We start from the raw sequence: 23,001 nt of genomic DNA on the forward strand, positions 1-23,001 counted from the left end.
GCCGCGCGACGATGTCGCAAACCGTTCGCAGAACGTGCGGCTGAAATGCGACATGTCGTTGATCCCCGCCGCAACGCGACGCCCCGTTTTTGTCTACATAGATCAGGCTCGTGTCGCCCTCTCCCGATCCCGCCAAACCGCTCATTCACCCTGCAACTACCACTACTGCCAGTACCTGCGCTGTCCCTGCCCCCTTAACCTTGTCGTCATCGCTGGCGCGCCGTCGACGGCCGCGCCGCTTCGACCGGAGACACGACAGATGCCATTCGACTGGACACAGGAACAGCACGCGACACGTGCGCGCTTTCGCGATATCGGCGCGGAGATCGCCGCGGCCGTGGAGCAGGACGGCCGCACGCCGGCCGAATTCGACGAGGCCGGCTGGACGCGGCTTGGGCACGAAGGACTGTGGGACATGATCGTGCCCGACACGTATGGCGGCGACGGTCACGGCTGGTGGCATTTTTCCGCGGCGCTCGAAGGGCTTGCGTCGTCGATCCGCCGCCCGGCGCTGCTGCTGTCGGTGATCGCGCAGGCCGGCATGGTGCGCGCACTCGAGCGCCATGGCACGGCGGCGCAGCAGGACCGCTATTTCGGCGCGATCCTGCGTGGCGAACTGAGCGCGACCGCGATTGCCGAGCCCGGCACCGGCACCGACGTGCGCAGCATCGCGACGACGCTCGCCGAGCACGGCGACGGCTACCGGCTGACCGGCAGCAAATTCAATATCGCGCATGCGCCGCTCGCGCGCTTCATCCTCGTCGTCACGCGCATCGAAACGCCGGGCCGGCGCAACACCGCGCTCGTCATCGTCGATCGCGATCAGCCGGGCATGACGGTGTCCCCGCCCGACCGCAAGCTCGGCCTCGAAGACCTGCCCACCGGCGCGCTGCATTTCGACGACTGTCCGATCACGCGCGGCCAGTTGCTCGGCGAACCGGGTGCCGGGCTCGGCAACCTGATCGACATCATCTCGCTCGGCCGTCTCTATTACGGCCTCGTCGCGGCGCAGGTGACGACGCCCTATCTGCGCGATGCGATCGGCTATTGCCGCGAGCGACGCAGCTTCGACAGCACGATCGATGCCCACCAGTACGTGCAGCGCCGCCTCGTCGACCTGCAGATCGGCATCGAGCGCGGCACGTGGCTCGCGCGTGGCGCGCTCGCGCAGTTGCTGACGGATCACCCGCAGGCGTTGATGACGTGCTCGATCGCGAAGCTGGTCGGCGCGCAGGATCTCGTCGACGGCGCGATCGGTCTCGTGCGGCTGTACGGCAGCCTCGGCTATCAGGCCGGGCCCGTGGCCGCGTTCGCGGCGGACGCGCTGGGCTTCATGAGCGTCGGCGGCACCGAGGAAATGCATCGCAAGAACATCTTCAACCAGATGATGCGCGCCGGCTGAGTGCTCGCGCCATCGCCACGCGCACCCCGCGCCCTACAGGAAACCACGCATGACACCGACGAACCGACGCCCTTCCCGCCTGCGCCGCTCCTGGCTGTTTCTCGCCGGCGCCGATCACGATGCGCTCGTTGACGGCACCGCGAGCGGCGCGGATGTGCTGATCCAGGAACTCGAAACCTTTACGCCTCCCGACCGGCGCCCGGCCGCGCGCGAACTGAGCGAGCGGGTGCTCGCCGGTTGGCGCGACGCCGGCGTGCTGGCGTCCGTACGCGTGAATCCGCTCGACGCGGGCGGCATCGACGACCTGCGCGCCGCGATGCGCGGCCGCCCGGACATCGTGATGATGTCGTACGTCGCGACGCCCGAGCAGGTCGTCGCGCTCGACGAAGCCGTCACGCGTTTCGAGCGGGAATACGACATCGCGCCGGGCTCGACCGAACTGGTGCCGAACGTCGAGACGACGCTCGGCCTCGTGAACACGATGGCGATCGCACGCTCGAGCCCGCGCGTGTCGGCCGTGCTCGTCGCGACCGAGGACATGGTGGCCGACATGGGTGCCGAGCGCACCCGTGCGGGCCGCGAGCTCGACTACGTGCGCTCGCGTTTTCGCGTCGAATGCGCGGCGGTCGGCGTGACCGCGATCGACTGCCCGTACAGCTATGCCGACAACGAAGGCGCGGAGCTCGACATGCGCGTGTCGCGCGACCTCGGCTACCAGGCGAAAGCGATCGTCAACGCGCAGTTCGTGCCGGCCGTCAATCGCGTGCTGACGCCGACGGCCGATGAAGTCGCTCTCGCCCGCCGCGTGATCGACGCGTTCGATCACGCGCGGCGTACCTCCGGCGGCCGTCGTGTAGCCGCCGCCGTCGTCGACGGCTTCCTCGCGGAAGTCCCCGACTATCTCGCCGCGCATCGGCTGATCGCCCGCGCGACGCAATTCGGCATCGCATGAGTGTCGCCATGGATACGATCGCCACGCGCCTGAAGGCGCTGAAAACCCTCGCGCATGCCGCGCCGCACGTGCCGGCCGACCACTGGGCCGATACGCCGCACGCGCAGTTCGAACGCTGGCTCGACGAGGCCGTGACCGCGGGCGCGCTCGAACCGCAGGTGACGACGCTGTCGACGGTCCGCCCGGACGGACGGCCCGATGCACGTTCCGTCGTGCTGCTGAACCTCGACGCGCGCGGCTGGCATTTCGCGGCGAACGCACGCAGTCCGAAGGGGCGCCAGCTCGCGAACCTGCCGTTCGCGGCGCTGACGTTCTACTGGCCCGCGATCGCGAGCCAGATCCGGCTGAGCGGCCCGGTCGAGCGCTTGCCGGACGCCGAAGGCCATGCCGATTTCGCGAGCCGCCCCGAGCGGTCGCGCGCGAGCATCCTGGCCGGACGGCAAAGCGAACGGCTCGACGATCCGGCCGACCTGGCGCGTGCGATCGACGCGCAGCTCGAACGGCTGGCCGCCGATCCGGCGCTCGTGTCGGACGACTGGCACCTGTATACGCTGGCGCCGGACGACGTCGAGTTCTGGCGGGCCGACAGTTCGCGCCGTTTCGCGCGGCAGGCGTATCGCCGCGCCGGCGAGCGCTGGGAGCGGTGCGCGCTATGGCCGTGAAGCGTGACGAACCGCCGTCGCTGCCGCGCGACGGCATGCATGACCGCCTGCACGACGACACGCGGCTCGCGCACGCCGGCCGCGACAGCGCCGCATGGCACGGCTTCGTCAATCCGCCCGTCTACCATGCGTCGACCGTGCTCAGCCCGACGGTGTCGGATCTGCTGAACCGCACGCAGCCGTATATCTACGGCCGTCGCGGCACGCCGACGACGGACGCGCTCGAGCGCGCGGTGACGAGCCTCGAAGGCGGCGCCGGCGCGGTGCTGTGCCCGTCGGGCCTGTCCGCGTGCACGCTCGCGCTGCTGTCGTGCCTGACACCCGGCGACCATCTGCTGATGACCGCATCGGTCTACGGCCCGGTGCGTCACGCATGCGAAGGCGTGCTGGCGCGGCTCGGCGTCGAGACGACGTGGTACGACGGCAGCACGCCCGTCGCGGCCGCGTTTCGTCCGAACACGCGCGCACTGTACGTCGAGGTGCCCGGCTCCTACACGTTCGACATGCACGACATCCCTGCCCTCGTGCGGCTCGCGCACGCGCACGGCGCGCAGGTCATCGCGGACAATAGCTGGGCCACGCCGCTGTTCTTTCAGCCGCATGCGTTCGGGATCGACGTGTCGATCCAGGCCGGCACCAAGTATCTGGTCGGGCACTCGGATGCGATGCTCGGCACGGTGTCGGCCAACGCGCGCGCGTGGCCCGCGCTGAAGCAACTGCACGGCGATCTCGGACTGTGCGCGGGCCCCGACGACGTCTATCTCGCGCTGCGCGGATTGCGCACGCTCGGCGTGCGGCTGCGGCAGCACCAGCGCAACGCGCTCGCCGTCGCGAGCTGGCTCGAGCGGCGTCCCGAGGTGCAGCGGGTGCTGTATCCGGCATTGCCGGGCGACGACGGCCACGCGCTGTGGCGCCGCGATTTCCGCGGCGCGTCGGGGCTGTTCTCGATCGTGCTGCAGCCCGCGCCCGCGCATGCGATCGACGCGTTTCTCGATCACCTGACGCTGTTCGGGCTCGGCTATTCGTGGGGCGGCTACGAGAGCCTCGCGCTGCCGTTCGAGCTGGACGCGCATGGCCTCGCGGCGCGCTGGCCGTCCGGTAGCCGCGGCGTGCGCCTGCACATCGGGCTCGAGGATGCGGACGACCTGATCGCCGATCTTGCGGCGGGCCTCGACCGCTATGCGGCATGCGCGTCGATCGCCGCTTGCGAGGATGCCGCGCGATGCTGACCGTCTGGGGCCGCCGCACGTCGTTCAACGTGCAGAAGGTGTTGTGGCTCATCGGCGAGCTCGGCCTGCCGTACCGGCATATTGCGGTCGGCGGCGAGCATGGCTCGCTGCAGACGCCCGCGTTCGCGGCGCTGAATCCGACCTGCCGAATTCCGGTGATCGACTGGGACGGCGACGTCGTGTGGGAGTCGCACACGATCCTGCGCTATCTTGCCGCGCGCGTGCCGAACAATCCGTTCTGGTGCCGCGACACGTTCGCCCGCTCGCGCGCGGAGCGCTGGATGGACTGGTCGCAGACCGCGCTCGAGCCCGACGTGATGACCGGCTTGTTCTGGGCGCTCGTGCGAACGCCGCCGGAGCGGCGCGACGAGGCGATCGTGCTCGACAAGGCCGCGCGCAGCGCGACGCATTACCGGCTGCTCGACCGGCTGCTGTCGACCCAGCCGTTTCTCGGTGGCGCGTCGCCGGGCCTGGCCGACATTCCGGCCGGTGCGACGCTGTTCCGCTATTTCTCGCTCGACGTCGAGCGGCCGCCGTTGCCGCACGTCGAGGCCTGGTACGCCCGCCTGTGCCGACGGCCCGCCTATCGCGAACAGGTGATGGTGTCGTTCGACGCGTTGCGCGGCCAGCCGGGCTGACCTTCTACCGAACACCCGACATGACGCACTTAGCCCTTCGTCCGATCCTGATCGTGATGCATCGCGAACAGTCGAGCCCCGGCCGGATCGGCCGGCTGCTCGCCGCCCGCGGCCATCCACTCGACATCCGCCGCCCGCCGCTCGGCGATCCGTTGCCGGCGACGCTCGCCGACCATGCGGGCGCCGTGGTGTTCGGCGGGCCGATGAGCGCCAACGACGGCGATCGCTGGATCCGCGACGAGATCGACTGGATCGGTGTGCCGCTGCGCGAGGCGGCGCCGTTTCTCGGCGTCTGCCTCGGCGCGCAGATGATGATTCGCCATCTGGGGGGGCGCGTGAATACGCATCGCGACGGGCGCGCGGAAATCGGCTACTGGCCGATCGCCGCGACGCCGGCCGGCCGTCGGCTCGGTTCATGGCCGTCGCACGTGTACCAGTGGCATCGCGAAGGCTTCGAGCGCGTGGCCGGGCTCGAGATCCTCGCGACCGGCGAGCATTTCGAGAACCAGGCCGTCCGTTACGGGCCGCGCGCGTACGGTGTCCAGTTCCATCCGGAAGTGAGCTATTCGATGATGCGGCGCTGGAGCACGGCGGCCGCGCACAAGCTGACGGTGCCCGGCGCGCAGGACCTGGCGACGCAGGCCAGCGAAGGCTGCCGGCACGACCGCGCGACGGCCGCGTGGCTCAGCGCGTTTCTCGACCGCTGGCTCGACGAGACGCCGGCGTCAGGTCGGCACCGTCACGTCGGAGATGCTGATCAGCCCCCACTCGACCGCGCGCAGCACGGCTTCGTGCCGACGTGACACGTTGAACTTGCGGCGGATGTTCATGAAGTGGAAGTTGATGCACGACTCGGTCACGTTCAGGATGTGGCCGATTTCCCAGGAGGTCTTGCCGGCCGCATGCCAGCGCAGGCACTCGACCTCCCGCCGGCTGAGGCGCGGCACGCTGTCGGGCGGTGCGTGGCAGCGTGTGCCGGCGATCGCTTCGCAGGCGATGTCGCGCAACAGCGTGAGCGCCGCCAGATGCCGGTCGCAGCGCTCGCACGTGGCGGCGAGATCGTCCGCGCTCGCGCACGACAGCATGCCGACCTCCCCCTTCGGGCCGCGCACGGGCAGCGCGACGCCGCTGCGCATGCCGTACGCGGCCGCCGCTTCGTAGCATGGCCGTTGCTCGGGCAGCCCGAACAGCGCGCCGTCCCAGACGAGCGGCAGCGCCGAACGGAAGCAATGCTGCAGCATCGGGTCGATGCGGTCGAACTGCCGCTGCCGGTACAGCGCCGTCCAGCCCGGCACGCCGCTGCTCCACTTGCGCGCGAGATCGAACGACGCGCCGGCGAACGGCAACACGATCAGCACGACCTTGTCGAACCCCATGCCGGCGGCCGCGTCGGTCATCCGCTGCCATGACGCGTCCGTGTCGCCGGGTACCAACCATTTCAGACAATCCAGTCCTTTCATACAGGCCACCCCGTTTAATTGTTGGAATCTGCAATCAGGCGGACTTGCGCAACCGGTTCGAGGCGTTGCGCGCGAACGGGCCGCGCTAGACCGCCTCCGTCAAGCGTCGCCGACCGGCCTGCTTCGCGTCGTCGAGCGAAGCCGTCACGTCGAACGGAATCCCGAACGCCTTTTCGATGCCGGCCGCGTTGGCGATGGCCGCTTCGCGCTCGCGCGGGTCCGGTTCGACCGACACGAGCGCGCGGCAGACCGCGGCGAGCGCGGCGCGGTTCTGCTTGAGCCACATGCCGCGTTCCTTGCGGTCGTCGTGCTGCTCGTCGGGCCGGGCCGGCGGAAAGATCATGACAAACGGCTCGCCGTGCCGCATCAGCGCGTGCATGTCGTCGAGCCAGCGCTGCGCGTAGCCGGCGGATGCGATTGCATCGTTGCGCACGACGACGAGCGGAAATTCCGTGACGTCGAACACGGCGAGCGCCGCCAGTGCGGACGGCGCGTTTTCAGCGTGGTGGGTAGGCATCGGGTCAATCTCCATCGAATTGAACAGCATGGGTTGGAACGGGCCGCGCGGCGCCCGTTTCATCGTTTCGCGGCGGCGCCGGGGCCGAATGGCGGGCGGGCGAGCCACACCACCGCGATCACCGCGAGATACACGCAGCCGAGCGCGAACGACACGTCGTTGAACGAAATCTGGTAGGCCTGAGCGTCGACCAGGTTGCCGAGCAGCGTCGCCGCGCGTTGCGGATCGCCGCCGCCGAGTTGCGCGAGTTCGGCGCGAACGGCCGGATCGAACTTGCTCAGGTGCTCGCTGAGCTGCGCGTGATGCAGGATCGCGCGCCGGTCCCACAGGAACGACGTGATCGACACGGCGAAGCTCGCGCCGAGCGTGCGCAGGAACGTGGACAAGCCGGAGCCCGCGGCGATCTCGTCCGGCTTCAGGTCGGACAGCAGGATGCTGTTGATCGGCATGATGAACAGCGCGAGGCCAAGGCCCTGCAGCAGCTGGATCAGCGCGATGTGCGTGAAGTCGACGTCGGGCACGAAGCCCGCGCGCAGGAACGACGACGTGCCGAGGATCGCGAACGCGCAGCACACGAGCACGCGCATGTTGAAGCGCGGTGCGTACTTGCCCATGAACGGCGTCATCAGCACGGGGATCACGCCCATCGGCGCGACGGCCAGCCCCGCCCAGAACGCCGTATAGCCGAGCGTGCGCTGCAACCACTGCGGCACGATCACGTTGACCGCGAAGAACGCCGAGTACGCGAGCACGAGCGTCAGCGTGCCGGCCGCGAAGTTGCGATGCTTGAACAGCCGCAGGTTCACGATCGGGTTCGGCTCGTTGAGTTCCCAGATCAGGAACAGCGCGATCCCGAACGCGGCGACCACCGACATCACGACGATGAACGTCGAGTTGAACCAGTCGGCTTCGTTGCCCTTGTCGAGCACGATTTGCAGCGCGCCGACGCCGACCACGAGCGCCGCGAGACCGACATAGTCGACGCGCGCGGCAACCGTCGTCTCGACGCGCGCGCGCATCTGCGCGAACACGCACATCGCGGCGAACACGCCGATCGGCAGATTGATCAGGAACGCCCAGCGCCACGAGTAATGTTCCGTCACCCAGCCGCCGAACACGGGGCCCGCGATCGGCGCGACGACGGTCACCATCGCGATCATCGACAGCGCGAAGCCGCGCCGCTGCGGCGGGTAGATCGACAGCATCAGCGCCTGGGTGGTCGGGATCATCGGCCCGGCCACGAGGCCCTGCAGCGCGCGGAACGCGACGAGCTGCGGCAGGTTTTGCGCAAGGCCGCACAGCAGCGACGCGAACGTGAACGCCAGCGTCGCCCATACGAACAGCCGGACCTGCCCGACGCGCTTCACGAGAAACCCGGTCAGCGGCAACGCGATCGCATTGCTGACCGAGAACGTCGTGACGACCCATGCGCTCTGCGTCGTGCTGACGCCGAAGTTGCCGGCGATCGTCGGCAGCGACACGTTCGCGACGGTGCCGTCGAGCACCTGCATGAACACCGCGAGGGCGAGGCCGAACGTCGTCAGCGCGACGCTCGACGGACGAAAGCCGGCGTCGGCGGCCGGCATCGGGCCGCTCATCGCACACGCTCCGCATGCACGGCCGCCGGCAGGTTCGCATGCACGACGTCGGCGATCAGGCTGTCGGCGCGCGCGAGCTCGTCGCGGTACACGTCGGTCCGGAACACCGGCGCATCCTGCGCGCGATGCGACAGCATCGCACCGCTGCGGTCGTGCTGGTCGACGCGCGCATGCATCGACAGGCCGATGCGCAGCGGATGCGCGTCGAGTTGCGACGGGTCCGTCAGTTCGATGCGCACCGGCAAGCGCTGCACGATCTTGATCCAGTTGCCGGTCGCGTTCTGCGCGGGCATCAGCGAGAACGCGCTGCCGGTGCCGACGCCGAGGCTCTGCACGCGGCCCGTATAACGCACGGCGTCGCCGTACAGGTCGGCGGTCAGCTCGACCGGTTGGCCGATCCGCATGTGTTCGAGCTGCTTTTCGGTGAAGTTCGCGTCGACCCACAGCTCGCGCAGCGGCACGACCGCGAGCAGCGGCACGCCCGGCGACACGCGCTGCCCGACCTGCACCGTGCGCTTCGCGACATAGCCGGTGACGGGCGCGACGATGTCGGTGCGCGCACGGGCCAGGTAGGCGGCGCGCAGCCGCGACGCCGCGGCCTGGACGTCGGGATGCGACGCGACCGCGGTGTCGTCGACGAGCGCCTTGCTCGTCTGGTGCTGTTCGGTCAACGTCGCGAGCGCGCTTTGCGCGGCGGCGTACGCGCTTTGCGCGGACGTCAGCGTGTCGAGCGCATGCGCGAGCTCCTCGCGCGAGATCGCGCCGGAGCGGCCGAGATCCTCGCGGCGCCGATAGTCGGCTTTCGCCTTGTCGAGCGCGGTGCGCCGTGCGTCGAGGTCGGCGCGCGCGCCGTCGATGCTGTTCGCGAGCCCGCGCTCGTTGCTGTACAGGCCGCGCACCTTGCGCACCGTGGCCGCGAGGTCGGCCTGCGCGGCCGCGAGCGCGATCTGCGCGTCGCTCGCGTCGAGACGGACGAGCGGCGTGCCGGCGCGAACGAGGTTGCCGTCGTCCGCGTCGATCGACACGACGGTGCCCGTCACCTGCGGCGTCAATTCGACGACGTTGCCTTGCGCGTACGCGTTGTCGGTGGACTCGTACCAGCGGCCGACGATCCCGTACCAGATGCCCCAGCCGACGATGCCGAGCGCGAACACGGCGACGAGCGCGCGCACGAGGTGCTTGCGTCGTGCGGGCGGCGGCGTGGCCGGTGCGGCGCCGCCCGGCGCCGGTTGCGTGCGGGCGTCCGACCCGCCCGGCGCGCGCGGCGCACCGGTGTGGTCGGCCGACGGGGGCTGGCGGGCGCTGGCGGGATCGGCGGTTGCGGGCCGCGCGGGAGTCTGCAGGGTGTTGTCGCTGCTCATGGTTCGATGTCAAGGACGGTGGGAAGGAGTGGCGGCGAGCGCGACGTCGTCCGGCTCGGCATGGAAGCCGCCGCCGAGCGCGGCGACGAGCTGCAGCGACTGGTCCGCGCGCTGGGCGCGCAACGCGGCGACTTCGCGACTCGCGATCAACAGCTGCTGGCGCACGACGAGCGCGTCGAGGTAGCTGCCGACGCCGGCCCGGTAGCGCGCGTCCGCGAGCCGCCATGCATCGGTGGCGGCGTCGAACGCGCGCTGCTGCGCATCGGCCTGCGCCGCGAGCGAATGCAGCCGGTGCAGATCGTCGGCCACCTCGCCGATCGCGCCGATCAGCGTCTTGTTGTAGCCGGCGACCGCGACGTCGTATTGCGCGTCGCGCTTGCGCAGCACGCCGCGCCGTTCGCCGCCGTCGAAGATCGGCAGGCTCACGGCCGGGCTGACGTTGTAGGTGCGCGAGGCGGCCTGGAACAGCGATGCGCCGCCGCGCGTCGCGAGACCGATCAGCGCGGTGAGACTCACGTCGGGCAGGAAGTCCGCGCGGGCGGCCGCGACGTTGCGGCTCGCGGCTTCCACCCGCCAGCGTGCGGCGACGAGATCGGCGCGCCGGCCGAGCAGCGCGGCCGGCAGGTCGGCCGGCACCGCGAGCGCGGCGGTGGGCAGCGGCGCGGGCCGCACGAGCGCGAGGCCGCGATCGGGGCCTGCGCCGAGCAGGATCGCGAGCGCGATGCGCGCGCTGTCGATCGCCTGCGCCGCGCGTGCCTGCTCGCGCATCGCGGCCGCGACTTCGCTTTCGGCCTGGCGCTGCTGCGCGACGTTGTCGATGCCTTTCGTGACACGCTGACGCGTCAGCGACAGCGCTTCGTCGGCGCGATCGTATTCGGCGCGCGCGACGTCCTGCTGATCGAACGCATAGGCGAGATTCACGTAGGCGCGCGCGACGTTGACGGACAGCAGCACGCGCGCGGCCCGTGCATCGATCTGCGCGGCCCGTGCTTCGCCGAGCGCGGCTTCCCACGCGGCGCGGCGGCCACCCCACAGATCGAGATCCCAGCTCAGGCCGAGATTGATCTCGCGCGTGTGGCTGAAGACACCGCCGCCCTCGCCCGGCGAGAACTGCGTGGCGGACGTGCGTTCCCCTTTCGCGCCGGCGCGGCCGACGAGGTGCGGCAGCCGGGCGGCCTGCGCTTCGATCACGAGCGCCTGCGCTTCGCGCGCACGCGCATCGGCGGTCGCGAGATCGGGATTGCCGGCAAGCGCTTCGTCGATCAGCGCATTCAGCTGCGCATCGTTCAGCGCAGCCCACCAGTCGGCGGCTGGCCAGTCGGCGACCGGCGCATGCGCGAGGCTGCGCGATGCGGCGAGCGTATCGGCGCCGCGCAGCGTGCCGGCGGGCGTGAGCCCGTCGCGGCTCGCGCAGGCGCCGAGCATGGCGAGCACGACGGCGACGGCCATTCGCGACAGGACGCGCGGCGCGACGGCATCGCGCGGCGGCGGAGCAAGTACTGCATGCATCGCATTCCTCGGATTCGTTTGAGTTTGAATACGACACGCATTGTTGGACGCTCCCCGGCAAAGCTGATAATGTTGTTTAGACAAAAAATAATGAAATCCGGCCATGCCCATCCGAGACACCTCTCCCGCCCGCGCGGCGCAACGCGCCGACGCCGATCCGAGCGAACGCGCGGACGGCCCATCGCTGATCGCCGTCTGGGGCGAGGACGACGGCAGCAACACCTACCAGCTCGGCACGCGCGAGGTCGACTGGCACAGCCATCTGCGCGGTCAGGTGTTCTGCGTCGAAAGCGGGTTCGCGCACGTGCGCACGCCGCACGGTTCGTGGCTGCTGCCGCCGCATCGCGCGGGCTGGATTCCGCCGGGCGAGCAGCACAAGGTCAGCATCAGCGGTGCGCTGAGCGGCTGGAGCGTCGTGATCGCACCGGCCGCGAGCCGCCGGATGCCCGACCAGCCGTGCGTGATCGCGATCAGCGAACTGATGCGCGCGCTCGTGCGGCGCGCGGTGTCGTGGGCCGACCAGGACCGGCTCGACCTCGAGCAGGCGCGCATGAGCGTCGTGCTGCTCGACGAGATGCGCCGCGCGCCGCACGAACCGCTGCACTTGCCGATGCCGCGCGACCGGCGGTTGCTGCGGATCGCCAACGCGATCCTCGGGCAGCCGCACGACAGCCGGACGCTCGACGCGTGGGCCGAATGGGCCGGGCTGTCCGCCCGCACGCTGAGCCGGCTGTTCGTCGCGGAAACCGGCACGAGCTTCGCGCAGTGGCGGCAGCAGGCGCGGCTCACGCATGCGCTCGAACGTCTGGCGAACGGCGACAGCGTCGCCAACATCGCGGACGCGCTCGGCTATGCGACGCCGAGCAATTTCATCGCGATGTTCCGCCGCGCGTTCGGCGATTCGCCCGCGCATTACTTCGCGAAGCGCAAGCAGCCGTAATGCCGTGCGGCATCGCCCGGCCCCCTATCACCCCTGCCAGTACTGCGCGCGCATCGACGTCGCTATAGTCGCCGTGCGACCGGCCGGTCGGTCGCCCAATGTGACCTGTGGAGGATGTCGATGTCGAACGCCGTCGGATCGGACAACACGCCGATCGTCTCCGAGCAGCAGCTCGCCGATCATCTGGCCGCCGGCTGCAAGCCGGCCGCGCAGTTCCGGATCGGTACCGAGCACGAGAAATTCGTCGTTTCCCACGCGACGCACGCGGCTGCGCGTTATGAAGGACCGTCCGGCATCGCCGAGGTGCTGGCGCGGCTGCGCGGCGACGGGACGCCGATCGTCGATGCCGGGCAGACCGTCGGCGTGATCCAGCGCGACGGCGCCGCGATCTCGCTCGAACCGGCCGGCCAGCTCGAACTGTCGGGTGCGCCGCTCGATACGCTGCACGATACGCACACCGAACTGCATGCGCACCTCGCCGCGGCCCGTGCGGCATGCGATCCGCTCGGCCTGCGCTGCGTGCCGCTCGGTTTTCACCCTCACCTGTCGCGCGACGCGCTGCCGTGGATGCCGAAGCAGCGCTACGCGATCATGCGGCGCTACATGCCGCGCGTCGGCACGCGCGGGCTCGACATGATGCAGCGCACGTGCACCGTGCAGGTCAACCTCGATTTCGCGTCGGAAAGCGACATGGCGCGCAAGCTGCGCGTGTCGCTCGCGTTGCAGCCGGTCGCGACCGCGCTGTTCGCGAATTCGCCGTTCCGCGACGGCCGCCCGTCGGGCTTGCTGTCGACGCGCGCCGACACGTGGCTCGATACCGACGCGGATCGCTGCGGCGTGCCGGCGCTGTTCCTGTCGCGCAGCTTCGGCTTCGAGCGCTACGTGAGCTGGCTGCTCGACAACGTGCCGATGTACTTCGTACGGCGCGGCGATCGCTATGCGGACGCGACCGGGCACACGTTCCGCGATTTTCTGCGGCGGCGCATTCCGCATCTCGAAGGCGAGATGCCGACGCTGGGCGATTTCGCGGACCATCTGACCACGGTGTTCACCGAGGTGCGGCTGAAGCGCTATCTCGAGATGCGCGGCGCCGATGCCGGCTCGCCGGACATGATGGTCGCGCTGTCCGCGTTCTGGACCGGCCTGCTGTACGATCCGGCCGCGCTGTCGGAAGCCGAGACGCTGGCTGCCGAGATCGACCGCGGCACGCTGCTCGCGCTGCGTCGCGACGTGCCGCGTACCGGGCTCGACACGCCGGCCGACGGCCGGTCGTTACGCGCGGTGGCGGCCGATACGCTCGCGATCGCGCATCGCGGCCTGCGCGCGCGGGCGCGCAACGATGCGGCCGGACGCGACGAATCGATGTATCTCGCGCCGCTCGACGAAATCGTCGCCGGCGCGCCGACCCAGGCCGAACACTGGCTGGCCCGCTATCGCGATGCGTGGGCCGGCGACGCGACGCGGATCCATGACGAAGCCGCCATCTGAGCGCGTCGCGCCGGGCTGCTCACGCGCAGCAGGCAAGCAGCGGCTCGTGCGCGAACTCGGCGCCGAGCGGCAGCGCATGGCCGCGTCGCCGGGTACGCACGGCGTGCGCGAGCGTCTCGAACAGCTGCGCGGTATCGGCGAACGACAGGCACGCGTCCGTGATGCTCTGCCCGTAGCGCAGCGGCACGCCCGGCACGAGATCCTGCCGCCCTTCGATCAGGTGCGACTCGATCAGCACGCCGACGATGCGCGTATCGCCGGCCGCCACCTGCGCGGCGACTTCCGCGCCGACGGCGAGCTGGTTCCGGTACTGGCGTCGGCTGTTGCCGTGACTGACGTCGATCATCACGCGCGGGGCGACGTGCGCGGCCGTCATCCGCTCGCAGGCGGCATGCACGGCGGCCGCGTCGAAGTTCGGCTCGCGCCCGCCGCGCAGCACGACGTGCGTATGCGGATTGCCGGGCGACGCGCTCGCGCATAGCCGGCCGTCGGCATCGATCGACAGGAATCGGTGCGCGTGCGCCGCCGCGCGCATCGCATCGACGGCGACCTGGACATTGCCGTCGGTGCCGTTCTTGAAGCCGATCGGAATCGGCAGCGACGACGCCAGCTCGCGATGCACCTGCGACTCCACGGTGCGCGCGCCGATCGCGCCCCAGGCGACCAGATCGGCCAGGTAGCGCGGCGACAGCGGATCGAGAAACTCGGTCGCGGCCGGCATCTCCGCGCCGTTGAGGTCGCACAGCAGCGCGCGGGCCGTCTGCAGCCCGACGTCGATCCGGTCGCTGCCGTCGAGCAGCGGATCGTTGATCAGCCCCTTCCAGCCGACCGTCGTGCGGGGCTTCTCGAAGTACACGCGCATCACGATTTCCAGCTCGTCCGCGAAGCGCGCGCGTTGCAGCGCGAGCCGTGCCGCGTAGTCGCGTGCGGCGTCGGGATCGTGTATCGAGCACGGGCCGGCGATGACCACGAGCCGGTCGTCCGCGCCGTCGAGCACGTCGACGATCGCGCGGCGGGTCGTGTGAACGGTGCGCGACGCGCGCCACGCCGGCGGCAGTGCGCCGGCCAGATCCGCAGGGGACGGCAAGCGCGACACGGCGTCGCGGTTTGTCGTCCAGGCGTTTGCATGCATGGGGACTGCCCTCCTGTCGATAATGAACGGGATTTTTTCACTACAGCGCGACTGTATTGAATGGCGCTTTCTACGCGCAACTAACATATTTATCAGTTTCTAATTCATAACTTTATGAATGATAAGAATAAGAGTCGGATTCGATAATCGAGGAACCCGGTGCGTGTACGTTTGCGGCGTGTGGAACCGCATATTCATTGGGTTTCATTCGAAAATGGGGATGTGATTTCGCAGAGGGGACTGCAGGCTGATGCGACTTTCCGCCGCGCGTCGCTATTCGTTCTGATAGTGGCGGCCCGATAGTCGTTCGATTAATTTTCGGATGCCCGAGGGCCATTCGGGCTCGAAAATATAAATCAACCCAGTCATTGCGGAGAGTCACCATGTCGAAACGACATTACGAAACCCCTATTCACGTCAAGTATCGCGATACGGATTCGATGGGGCATGTGAGCAGCCCCGTCTATTACGACTACCTGCAGCATTCGTATCTCTGCTACATGTTCGACCTGCTCGGCCTGCCCCGCAGCGAGAAACTGCCGCACATCATGGTGAAGACGCAGTGCGAGTACCTCGCGCCCGCGCAATTCGGCGACAACCTGACCATCCGCTCGAGCATCGTGCGCTTCGGCAGCAAGAGCTTCGATCTCGAACACCTGATGGAGCGCGACGACCAGACCATCGTCGCGCGGGGCGTGTCGACGCACGTGATGTTCGATTACGCGAACAACACGACGCTGCCCGTGCCCGACGAATTCAAGACGCGCGTGCTCGAATTCCAGGGGTCGCTGTGATGCGTGCGCACCCATTCGGGGGCGACACGTGAGCTGCGCGGTGGCGCGCGCCCGGCGCCGGATCGGCGCGATCGTGGAGCGGCGGGACGATCGCGCGATCGTGATCGTCCGGCATGCGGCGCAGGCCTTGCTCGGGCCGGCTGCGCTCGAGCGGCACCGTGCGCTCGCGTATCGCCACGAGGACGAGCTGGAGGTGCTGCTGCAGCCGTGCGGTGGCGCGCACGACGGCGTGCGGACGCTGCTCGGCCGGCTGCGGGACGCCGGCGTGGCCGTCGCGCTCGACGCGGCGACGGTCACGCACGATGCGTCGCTGCTCGAATTCGCGAGCTGGGTCACACGGTGTACGACGACGCCCGACGGCTCGGCGATGGCACGCGACGACGCGGCCGTGCCGGGCGGTGCGCTGCTCTCCGGGCTGGTCGTGCGATGGCGCGATCTGCACGACAGGTGGCGACGGCCCGACCGCGACGCGGGGCCCGAACGCACGCCGCGAACCATTGCGGCGGATGCGGCCGAACACATCGCGGCCGGCGATCCGGACGAGCCGATACTCGGCGCGCTGCTCGACGCCGATGACGCGTCGACCGGCGCGGCGCTCGACACGCTGTCGGACGCAGTGCGCGCGCGACGGATCTGTCTGGCGACGCGGGCGCGCTGGCCGCTCGCGCGACGGTTATGAACACCGCCGTAGCGACGGCAGGCGGGCGCGCGTTTCTGGTCGGCATGATGGGCGCGGGCAAGTCGACGCTTGGCCGCGCGCTCGCGGCGTCGCTCGGCTGGTCGTTCGCCGACAGCGACGACGAGATCGAGCGGCGCATGGGGCGCTCGGTCGCCGCGCTGTTCGACCGGGTGGGCGAAGGCGGCTTTCGGCTGCTCGAAGCGCAGATCGTCGACGAGCTGACGCAGCGCGCGAACGTGGTCGTGGCGACCGGCGGAGGCGCGGTTCTGAATCCGCGCACCCGCGCACGCCTGAGCGAACGCGGCAGCGTGATCTATCTGCATGCGGACCCCGATGTGCTGTGGCGGCGTACGCGCGACGACGCGCGGTGTCGGCCGCTGCTGCAGGCGGGCGAGCCGCGGCAGACGCTCGCCGCGCTGTACCGGATGCGTGACCCGCTGTATCGCGAATGCGCGCACGCGCTGGTGGACACGACCGCACACGACGTCTCGCGCGCAACGGCGGAGGTGTTGACGGTGCTGTTTGCGCGGATGAGCGCGCCGGCGTGATGGCGCATTCAGTTCCCTGCCCTTCGAATCGAGCGCACGTTCGGTGGCCCGCGCGTTTTTGAAACGGCGAGTTTGGTTTATCGACAATGCTATTGTGATAAGAGAAGTTATCCGGATAGATGCATTGTTTTATCCAACTGCATGTTCCGCGACAGAAGGTTCAGGTCGTCAAACCACCGGAAAATCGGTTCCCTCGCGAGCGCTCGCCACGTTTCGACATTCGCGCGCGGCGATCACCTTGCCGAGCGTCCGAACCCTATCGGCCAAGAACCAGAGCGGCGAAACCGCATCGTCTACCTGGCGGCCGTGGTTCATTGGGGGCGAAATCGCCTGAAAGCCTTGCCAGGAAAGGCGCTGGCCGTTTCAGATACATTGAAATACAAAATATCGCATACGATTTAATCGAATACGCTTGACGCAAGCGGCAGCCAGGCGGAAACTGCGTCGCATGCGATCGAATCGCATCTGACACAAACCTCAACTGACGGAGCAAATGATGAGCAAGATCGACAAAGTGCTGTACACGGGCAAGACGCATACGACTTCCGGCGGCCGCGACGGCGCGGCGCGCAGCTCCGACGGCCGCCTCGACATCCAGTTGTCGTCGCCGGGCAGCGCCGGCACCGGCACCAACCCGGAACAGCTGTTCGCGGCCGGCTGGTCGGCCTGCTTCATCGGCGCGATGCAGCTTGCGGCGCGTGCCGAGAAGGTGACGCTGCCGGCCGATCTCGCGGTCGACGCCGAAGTCGATCTTGGCACGGCGGGCAACGCGTACTTCCTGCAGGCCCGGTTGAACGTGAGCGTGCCGGGGCTCGAACGCGACGTCGCGCAACGCATCGTCGACACCGCACACCAGACCTGCCCGTATTCGAAGGCGACGCGCGGCAACATCGACGTCGAGATCCGGATCGCCTGAACGTTGCATCGGGCGGCCGAACGCCGCCTTCTCGAATTCCCGATTCCTTTTCTATCGAGGTGAAAAATGAAGACTCAATTGATCGCTGCGCTGCTCGTCGCTGTTTCGTCTGCCGTTGCCGCTCCGGCGTTTGCCAATGAGTCCGCCGTGACGCGTGCGCAGGTGCGCGCCGAACTCGCGCAGCTTCAACACGTCGGCTATCCGCTGAACCGCGCGACCGACGCCACCTACCCGAACGATCTGCAGGCCGCGCTGACGCAGATCCACGCCGACGATGCCGTCGCGGCCAACGCACAGGCTGCCGGCTACGGCAGCAACGGCGACACCGCGACGCAATCCGGCCGCCGCTATGTCGCCAGCGTGGCCGAGCGCTCCGTGTACTTCGGTCACTGAGTACCCCACCGGTACGTGAACCGCGAGTCCTTTTATTCCTGATGCCATTTTTTCGAGGTGAATGATGAAAACCCCATTGATCGCTGCCCTTCTCGTCGCCGTTTCCGCTTCCGTCGCCGCACCGGCGTTTGCCGACGCAGGCGTCGTGTCCCGCGCGCAAGTACGCGCCGAGCTCGTCCAGCTTGAACAAGCCGGCTATCGGCCGGGCCGCGCGAACGATCCGCATTACCCGGCCGACCTGCAGGCCGCGTTGACGCGCATTCATGCGAACGATGCGGTGGCGGCCGATACGTCGGCATCCGGTTACGGCAACGATGCCGCCGCCGCGACGCAGTCGGGCAGCCGGCCGGCGACGCGTATTGCCGAACGCTCGATCTACTTCGGCCATTGAACGAACACGCGAACGACGCCGATGGCCGGCGTGCGGTGCGCTTCCCGAATTCCTTTTCTATCGAGGTGAAAAATGAAAACCCCACTGATTGCCGCCCTTCTCGTTGCCGTGTCGGCCACCGTCGCCGCGCCGGTTTTTGCAAGCGAAAGCACCGTCACCCGTGCGCAGGTGCGTGCGGAACTGGCCGCGTTGCAGCAAGCCGGCTACCAGCCGAATCGCCCCAACGATCCGAACTACCCGGACAATATCCAGGCGGCGCTGAAACGGATTCGGGACGACGGCGCCGTCGCGGCCGACACGAAGACAGCCGGTTACGGCAACGACGCCGGCGGCGCCTCGCAGTCCGGCAGCCGAAACACGCTGCGCACCGCCGAGCGCTCGATCTATTTCGGACATTGAGCGCGGTACGGCGAATTCGGTCGCCGAAGTCCCCCATATAAAGCGCATGCGATGTAATCGCATACGATTTTTTCATGTTGCGCGGATCTGCGTTGACGGAGCTACCTGCCCGGCCCATCCAGGATTATTCTGTGCGGCCCCCATCTTCCACCCAGGAGCCGCCGATGCCGGACGCGATGACCTCAAACACGACAGGCGATGCGCACGTGCTCGACCGGGTCGTCTGGAATGCGCTCACGGGCAGGCAGCGCCGTTTTGCGCTCGGCGACGGCCGTGCGCTGCGGTTCCCGACGGCCATCGCGCCGTTCGCCGCGATCGACGACACGAGCCCGGCGTCGTTGGACGCACTGCGCGCGCTGATCGCCGCACACGGGCCGGCGGCGCTCGTTACGCCGAACGAAATCGAGTCGCCGGCGGGATTGTCGGTGATCCGGCGCGCGACGTTGCTTCAGATGACTTGCGAACGGACGTTCGAGCCGGCCCCCGAATCGGAGCATGTTCCGCTCGGCGAAGCCGACGTGCCGGACATGCTCGCGCTGACCGCCGCCGCGCAGCCGGGCCCGTTCGGCCCGCGCACGTTCGAGCTCGGCCACTACATCGGCGTGCGCCGTGACGGCCGGCTGGCCGCGATGGCCGGCGAGCGGATGCAGGTGGACGGATATACCGAGATCAGCGCCGTCTGCGTGGATGCCGCGTTTCGGCGGCAAGGGCTGGCGGCGCGGCTGATCCGGTCGCTGATCGCGACGATCGGTGCGCGTTCGCAAACGCCTTTCCTGCACGTCCTCACGACGAACCAGGTGGCGATCGAGCGCTATCTCGCGCTCGGTTTCGTCGTCCGTCGCGAGATGCACCTGCGGGTGCTGGACGATGCGCGCGCATGACCGCGCGGCCGGCGCGATACCCGCGTCGGCCGCTTGTCGCGCCTGAGTGTTTTTATGCGTCGGTCGAGCGGATCAGGTTGCCGCGCAGCGTGACGATCGCCTTCTGCACCTTCGCGAACTCGTCCGGCTTCAGCCCGGTCGCTTCGACCAGGTTCATGTCGAGCCCTTTCTCGCGCACGCGGCGGCCGCTTTTCGTCAGGCTGACGAGCACCTGGCGCTCGTCGGACGGATCGCGGTGCCGCTCCAGATAGCCCATTGCCTCGAGCTTCTTCAGGATCGGCGTCAGCGTATTGGATTCGAGGAACAGCTTCTCGCCGAGTTGGCCGACGGTCTGGTTGTCCTGCTCCCACAGCGCGATGATCGTGATGTATTGCGTATACGTGAGGCCGAGCTCGTCGAGGATCGGCTTGTACGCCTTGCCGAACGCGAGGTTCGCCGAGTAGATCGCAAAGCACAGGAACTCGGACAGCTTCGGCGCGGCAGGCGACGGGGTTTCGGTCGGTTTCATGGACTTCCTCCAGCGACACGAACGGTCGCAGACAATCGCATTATATATCGCATGCGATCTTATCGGAAGCATGATAATCGGGGGCGATCGGCCGACGGGCCGCGCGCTCAGCCCGGCTTGCGGCGCTTGCCGGTTTGCTGACGGCTCACCGACAGCAACGTGCACTGCACCGGATGCGCGATTTCGGTCGCGAGCCCGCCCGCGGCAAACAGCAGGATCATCAGCCAGCGTTTCATGCGTCCTCCACGACCGAGAGGCTCGCGCCATCGGCGACCGCCGCGTCGAGCGCATACGGATCGACGCCGTCGAGGCAACCGAGATTGACGCGCCAGCAGGCCGGATCCTTGCGGGTCTGGTGGAACGGATAGACGCCGCAGCCGCTGCAGAAGTAGTGACGCGCGGTGTGCGTGTTGAAGCGATAGCACGTCAGTGCGTCCTCGCCTTCGATGACGCTCAGATTGGCGGCGGCGAACATCGGGCTCATCAACGCGCCGCGTCGGCGGCACAGACTGCAGTTGCAGCGAATGGCCGGCGCAATCGCCGTCGTGACTTCGAATTTGACGGCCCCGCAATGGCAGGACCCCTTGAACCAGGTTGCAGACATGATGGACTCCGGAAGAGGTCATGCCTGCTTTATAGCGAACCCGCGCGCGGGCGGTGTATCGCACTGTATCGGTAGTCGGCGCGGATACAGGACATTGCAAATCTACCGCGCGCGGCGACAGGTATCGCATTTCCGGTTTCATCCCTAGAATCGGCGTCATGGTTTTCCCGGGCCAAGGGATCGCGCGGGTGCGCATCGTTTTCGATATGCACCCGCCCGCCACGCAGGCTGCAACGGCCTGCCGCGCGAATCTGGCCACCGCGCGCGCCCCACCCTTTCTGCTCAGGAAAGGAGGCTTGAGACATCCTCAATTATCACGTGCCGCCGATTTGCCCACCATGTATCGGACGATCGGCGCAACCCGCATGGCAGACGCTTGCGCGAGCCCGGCGATGCCTGTCGTCGCGCCGGGCGGCCGACGTGTTACGCGGGTCGCGAACGGCCAGAGCCCGCAACACCGCATATCGATAATCAGGAGACACGATGAACAGCCAATCCCTCGACCTCGACGGCCACGCGGGCGGACCCGCGTCCGCCCGCCCGCCGGCCGCCTCCGCAGGCGCCGGCGTCGACACGGCGACCCTCCCCGGCCGCCGCGTCACGCTCGGCGATTTCATGGACGATCTGCCGGTCGGTGCGTTGCATCGATTCGTCGTCTGGGTGATCGGCATCGGGTTGTTCTTCGACATGTACGAGATCTTTCTCGTCAGTACGATCGGCTCGGCGTTGCAGCACGAATACGGGCTGAGTCGACAAAGCGCCGATTTCAAGCTGTTGCTGGCGTCCGCGTTCATCGGCATGTTCGTCGGCGCGATGTGCCTGGGCAGCCTGGCCGACCGTATCGGCCGACGCAAGGCGTTCCTGCTCACGCTCGGGTGGTACAGCGCGTTCTCGCTGGTCGGCGCGTTTTCGGTGAACGCCGACATGCTCGTGGCCTGCCGTTTCCTGACCGGCATCGGCGTCGGCGCGATCTATCCGGTTGCCGACAGCTTCCTGTCCGAAATCCTGCCGAAGGACAAGCGCGGCCGGCTCGCCGCGTGGGCCTATACGACTTCGTATGTCGCGGTGCCGCTCGTCGGCTTTCTCGCGCTGTGGCTGAACCCGCTGCATGTGGCGGGCGTCGCCGGCTGGCGCATCATTCTCGCGATCGGCAGCCTCGGCGCCGTGTACGTGCTGTTCGTCCAGCACCGGCTGCCGGAAAGCCCGCGCTGGCTGCTCGCGCAAGGCCGCACGGCCGAGGCGCACGCGGCGCTGCGGCGCTTTGCGGAAAGCGCCGGCGTGCGCGCGCCCGAACACTTCGCGGAACCGGCCGAGCCGCAGCGGCCGCTCGGGCTCGGCGAGCGCATCGCGCTGCTGCGCCGCCAACCGTATGGCGCGCGCTACCTGATGCTGGCGATCTTTCACCTGTTCCAGGGCTTCGGCTATTACGGATTCGGTACGCTGGCCGGCACGGTCGTGAAGAGTCGCGGTTTCGACGTGACGGACAGCACGCTGTTCATCGCGCTATCGTTCATCGGCTATCCGATCGGCTCGCTGCTGTCGATTCCGCTGCTCAACTGGATCGAGCGCCGCACGCTCGTGATCGTGTCGATCCTGTCGATCGCGGTGTTCGGGCTGTGCTTCGCGTATTCGGGCAATACCGTGCTGATCGTCGGCTTCGGATTCCTGACGACGTGCGCGTCGAACGTGTTCAGCAACGCGTATCACGTGTATCAGGCCGAGATATTCCCGGCACGCGTACGCTCGACGGCGATCGGGAGCACCTATGCGCTGTCGCGCATCGTCAGCGGCGCGCTGCCGTTCGTGTTGCTGCCGGTGCTCGTCAACTACGGCGCGGGCGCGATGTTCGGCGTGATCTCGGCCGCGCTCGGCGTCGTCGCCGTCACGCTGCGCGTGCTGGGGCCGCTGACCACGCGGCGCAGCCAGGATGAGATCAATCCGGTTTGACGCGGCAGTCGGCACGGAGCGCACGGGCGCATGCCCGTGCGTCGCCGTTTCAT

26 protein-coding genes are annotated in these 23,001 nt (G+C 68.5%); 17 read left to right on the plus strand and 9 right to left on the minus strand.

Translation table 11 applies throughout. From position 1 onward, the window contains the following. Positions 1-259 precede the first annotated feature (259 nt). The 6 genes from HWX76_RS07850 to HWX76_RS07875 are packed head-to-tail and all read left to right on the plus strand — an operon-like array spanning position 260 to position 5,686. On the plus strand, positions 260-1,402 hold the full coding sequence (locus HWX76_RS07850) for an acyl-CoA dehydrogenase family protein (RefSeq protein WP_176015661.1): 1,143 nt from the start codon (positions 260-262) through the stop codon (positions 1,400-1,402). A gap of 49 nt (positions 1,403-1,451) precedes the next feature. Further along, on the plus strand, positions 1,452-2,354 hold the full coding sequence (locus HWX76_RS07855) for a CoA ester lyase (RefSeq protein WP_050012680.1): 903 nt from the start codon (positions 1,452-1,454) through the stop codon (positions 2,352-2,354). 8 nt (positions 2,355-2,362) lie between these two features. Then, positions 2,363-3,016 carry a pyridoxal 5'-phosphate synthase gene (locus HWX76_RS07860; RefSeq protein ID WP_050012679.1) on the plus strand — a complete coding sequence of 218 codons (654 nt, stop codon included), beginning with the start codon at positions 2,363-2,365 and terminating at the stop codon, positions 3,014-3,016. Beyond that, positions 3,007-4,245, plus strand: coding sequence for a cystathionine beta-lyase (gene metC / locus HWX76_RS07865; protein ID WP_080334194.1), 1,239 nt, complete (start codon positions 3,007-3,009; stop codon positions 4,243-4,245). Before HWX76_RS07860 ends, metC begins: the two co-directional genes overlap by 10 nt. Continuing rightward, entirely contained in the window at positions 4,239-4,883 is a 645-nt protein-coding gene (locus HWX76_RS07870; protein WP_050012677.1) for a glutathione S-transferase, read from the plus strand. Before metC ends, HWX76_RS07870 begins: the two co-directional genes overlap by 7 nt. Before the next feature lie 20 nt (positions 4,884-4,903). Beyond that, positions 4,904-5,686, plus strand: a complete 783-nt coding sequence (locus HWX76_RS07875; protein ID WP_063772882.1) for a glutamine amidotransferase — start codon at positions 4,904-4,906, stop codon at positions 5,684-5,686. Here HWX76_RS07875 and HWX76_RS07880 read toward each other — a convergent pair. The 5 genes from HWX76_RS07880 to HWX76_RS07900 all read right to left on the minus strand — a co-directional run bounded on the left by HWX76_RS07880 (position 5,609) and on the right by HWX76_RS07900 (position 11,328). Continuing rightward, positions 5,609-6,343 carry an autoinducer binding domain-containing protein gene (locus HWX76_RS07880; RefSeq protein ID WP_060733858.1) on the minus strand — a complete coding sequence of 245 codons (735 nt, stop codon included), beginning with the start codon at positions 6,341-6,343 and terminating at the stop codon, positions 5,609-5,611. The two genes, HWX76_RS07875 and HWX76_RS07880, sit on opposite strands and share 78 nt — an antisense overlap. Before the next feature lie 85 nt (positions 6,344-6,428). After that, complete coding sequence (locus tag HWX76_RS07885) at positions 6,429-6,860, minus strand: hypothetical protein (RefSeq protein WP_050012700.1); 432 nt, start codon at positions 6,858-6,860, stop codon at positions 6,429-6,431. 59 nt (positions 6,861-6,919) lie between these two features. Beyond that, positions 6,920-8,458, minus strand: coding sequence for a DHA2 family efflux MFS transporter permease subunit (locus HWX76_RS07890; RefSeq protein WP_089488453.1), 1,539 nt, complete (start codon positions 8,456-8,458; stop codon positions 6,920-6,922). Then, complete coding sequence (locus HWX76_RS07895) at positions 8,455-9,819, minus strand: HlyD family efflux transporter periplasmic adaptor subunit (protein ID WP_124630375.1); 1,365 nt, start codon at positions 9,817-9,819, stop codon at positions 8,455-8,457. The genes HWX76_RS07890 and HWX76_RS07895 overlap by 4 nt, the downstream gene beginning before the upstream one ends. A gap of 9 nt (positions 9,820-9,828) precedes the next feature. After that, the gene (locus tag HWX76_RS07900) at positions 9,829-11,328 is read right to left on the minus strand and encodes an efflux transporter outer membrane subunit (RefSeq protein ID WP_176015662.1); all 1,500 of its coding nucleotides are present in this window, start codon (positions 11,326-11,328) and stop codon (positions 9,829-9,831) included. Positions 11,329-11,431: 103 nt separating this feature from the next. On the opposite strand from HWX76_RS07900, the gene HWX76_RS07905 reads away from it, so the two are divergent. Together HWX76_RS07905 and HWX76_RS07910 are read left to right on the plus strand one after the other, a co-directional pair. Beyond that, positions 11,432-12,268 carry a helix-turn-helix transcriptional regulator gene (locus tag HWX76_RS07905; protein ID WP_050012673.1) on the plus strand — a complete coding sequence of 279 codons (837 nt, stop codon included), beginning with the start codon at positions 11,432-11,434 and terminating at the stop codon, positions 12,266-12,268. 120 nt (positions 12,269-12,388) lie between these two features. Beyond that, the gene (locus HWX76_RS07910) at positions 12,389-13,756 is read left to right on the plus strand and encodes a glutamate--cysteine ligase (protein WP_176015663.1); all 1,368 of its coding nucleotides are present in this window, start codon (positions 12,389-12,391) and stop codon (positions 13,754-13,756) included. 19 nt (positions 13,757-13,775) lie between these two features. On the opposite strand, the gene HWX76_RS07915 is transcribed toward HWX76_RS07910, so the two are convergent. After that, positions 13,776-14,888, minus strand: a complete 1,113-nt coding sequence (locus tag HWX76_RS07915; RefSeq protein WP_060733859.1) for a 3-deoxy-7-phosphoheptulonate synthase — start codon at positions 14,886-14,888, stop codon at positions 13,776-13,778. Between the two features lie 383 nt (positions 14,889-15,271). Here HWX76_RS07915 and HWX76_RS07920 point away from each other — a divergent pair, with 383 nt between their 5' ends. From HWX76_RS07920 to HWX76_RS07955, 8 genes are all read left to right on the plus strand, one after another. After that, positions 15,272-15,682, plus strand: coding sequence for an acyl-CoA thioesterase (locus HWX76_RS07920; protein WP_050012672.1), 411 nt, complete (start codon positions 15,272-15,274; stop codon positions 15,680-15,682). 40 nt (positions 15,683-15,722) lie between these two features. Beyond that, positions 15,723-16,361 carry a hypothetical protein gene (locus HWX76_RS07925; RefSeq protein WP_050012671.1) on the plus strand — a complete coding sequence of 213 codons (639 nt, stop codon included), beginning with the start codon at positions 15,723-15,725 and terminating at the stop codon, positions 16,359-16,361. Next, entirely contained in the window at positions 16,358-16,909 is a 552-nt protein-coding gene (locus HWX76_RS07930; protein ID WP_050012670.1) for a shikimate kinase, read from the plus strand. Before HWX76_RS07925 ends, HWX76_RS07930 begins: the two co-directional genes overlap by 4 nt. 496 nt (positions 16,910-17,405) lie before the next feature. Continuing rightward, positions 17,406-17,825 (plus strand): organic hydroperoxide resistance protein, encoded by a 420-nt coding sequence (locus HWX76_RS07935; RefSeq protein ID WP_050012697.1) that lies wholly within the window; start codon positions 17,406-17,408, stop codon positions 17,823-17,825. 66 nt (positions 17,826-17,891) lie between these two features. Further along, a complete protein-coding gene (locus tag HWX76_RS07940) occupies positions 17,892-18,218 on the plus strand; it encodes a DUF4148 domain-containing protein (RefSeq protein WP_089488450.1) in 327 nt (108 codons plus the stop codon). 64 nt (positions 18,219-18,282) lie between these two features. Further along, a complete protein-coding gene (locus HWX76_RS07945) occupies positions 18,283-18,609 on the plus strand; it encodes a DUF4148 domain-containing protein (protein ID WP_089488652.1) in 327 nt (108 codons plus the stop codon). 72 nt (positions 18,610-18,681) lie between these two features. Beyond that, positions 18,682-19,008, plus strand: a complete 327-nt coding sequence (locus HWX76_RS07950; protein WP_089488449.1) for a DUF4148 domain-containing protein — start codon at positions 18,682-18,684, stop codon at positions 19,006-19,008. Positions 19,009-19,172: 164 nt separating this feature from the next. Beyond that, positions 19,173-19,889: a GNAT family N-acetyltransferase gene (locus tag HWX76_RS07955; protein WP_050012665.1), complete on the plus strand. Its 717-nt coding sequence runs from the start codon at positions 19,173-19,175 to the stop codon at positions 19,887-19,889. A 52-nt stretch (positions 19,890-19,941) separates the two neighbouring features. Here HWX76_RS07955 and HWX76_RS07960 read toward each other — a convergent pair whose 3' ends face one another. From HWX76_RS07960 to HWX76_RS07965, 3 genes are all read right to left on the minus strand, one after another. Beyond that, a complete protein-coding gene (locus HWX76_RS07960; RefSeq protein WP_050012664.1) occupies positions 19,942-20,397 on the minus strand; it encodes a MarR family transcriptional regulator in 456 nt (151 codons plus the stop codon). A 107-nt stretch (positions 20,398-20,504) separates the two neighbouring features. Further along, a complete protein-coding gene (locus tag HWX76_RS36925) occupies positions 20,505-20,633 on the minus strand; it encodes a hypothetical protein (protein ID WP_256122098.1) in 129 nt (42 codons plus the stop codon). Then, entirely contained in the window at positions 20,630-21,001 is a 372-nt protein-coding gene (locus tag HWX76_RS07965; protein ID WP_050012663.1) for a GFA family protein, read from the minus strand. The genes HWX76_RS36925 and HWX76_RS07965 overlap by 4 nt, the downstream gene beginning before the upstream one ends. Positions 21,002-21,484: 483 nt before the next feature. Here HWX76_RS07965 and HWX76_RS07970 point away from each other — a divergent pair, with 483 nt between their 5' ends. Next, positions 21,485-22,948 (plus strand): MFS transporter, encoded by a 1,464-nt coding sequence (locus HWX76_RS07970; RefSeq protein WP_050012662.1) that lies wholly within the window; start codon positions 21,485-21,487, stop codon positions 22,946-22,948. Positions 22,949-23,001: the final 53 nt, after the last annotated feature.

The sequence above is a fragment of the Burkholderia sp. BCC0398 genome (assembly GCF_902833245.1).
Classification (GTDB): Bacteria; Pseudomonadota; Gammaproteobacteria; order Burkholderiales; family Burkholderiaceae; genus Burkholderia; species Burkholderia sola.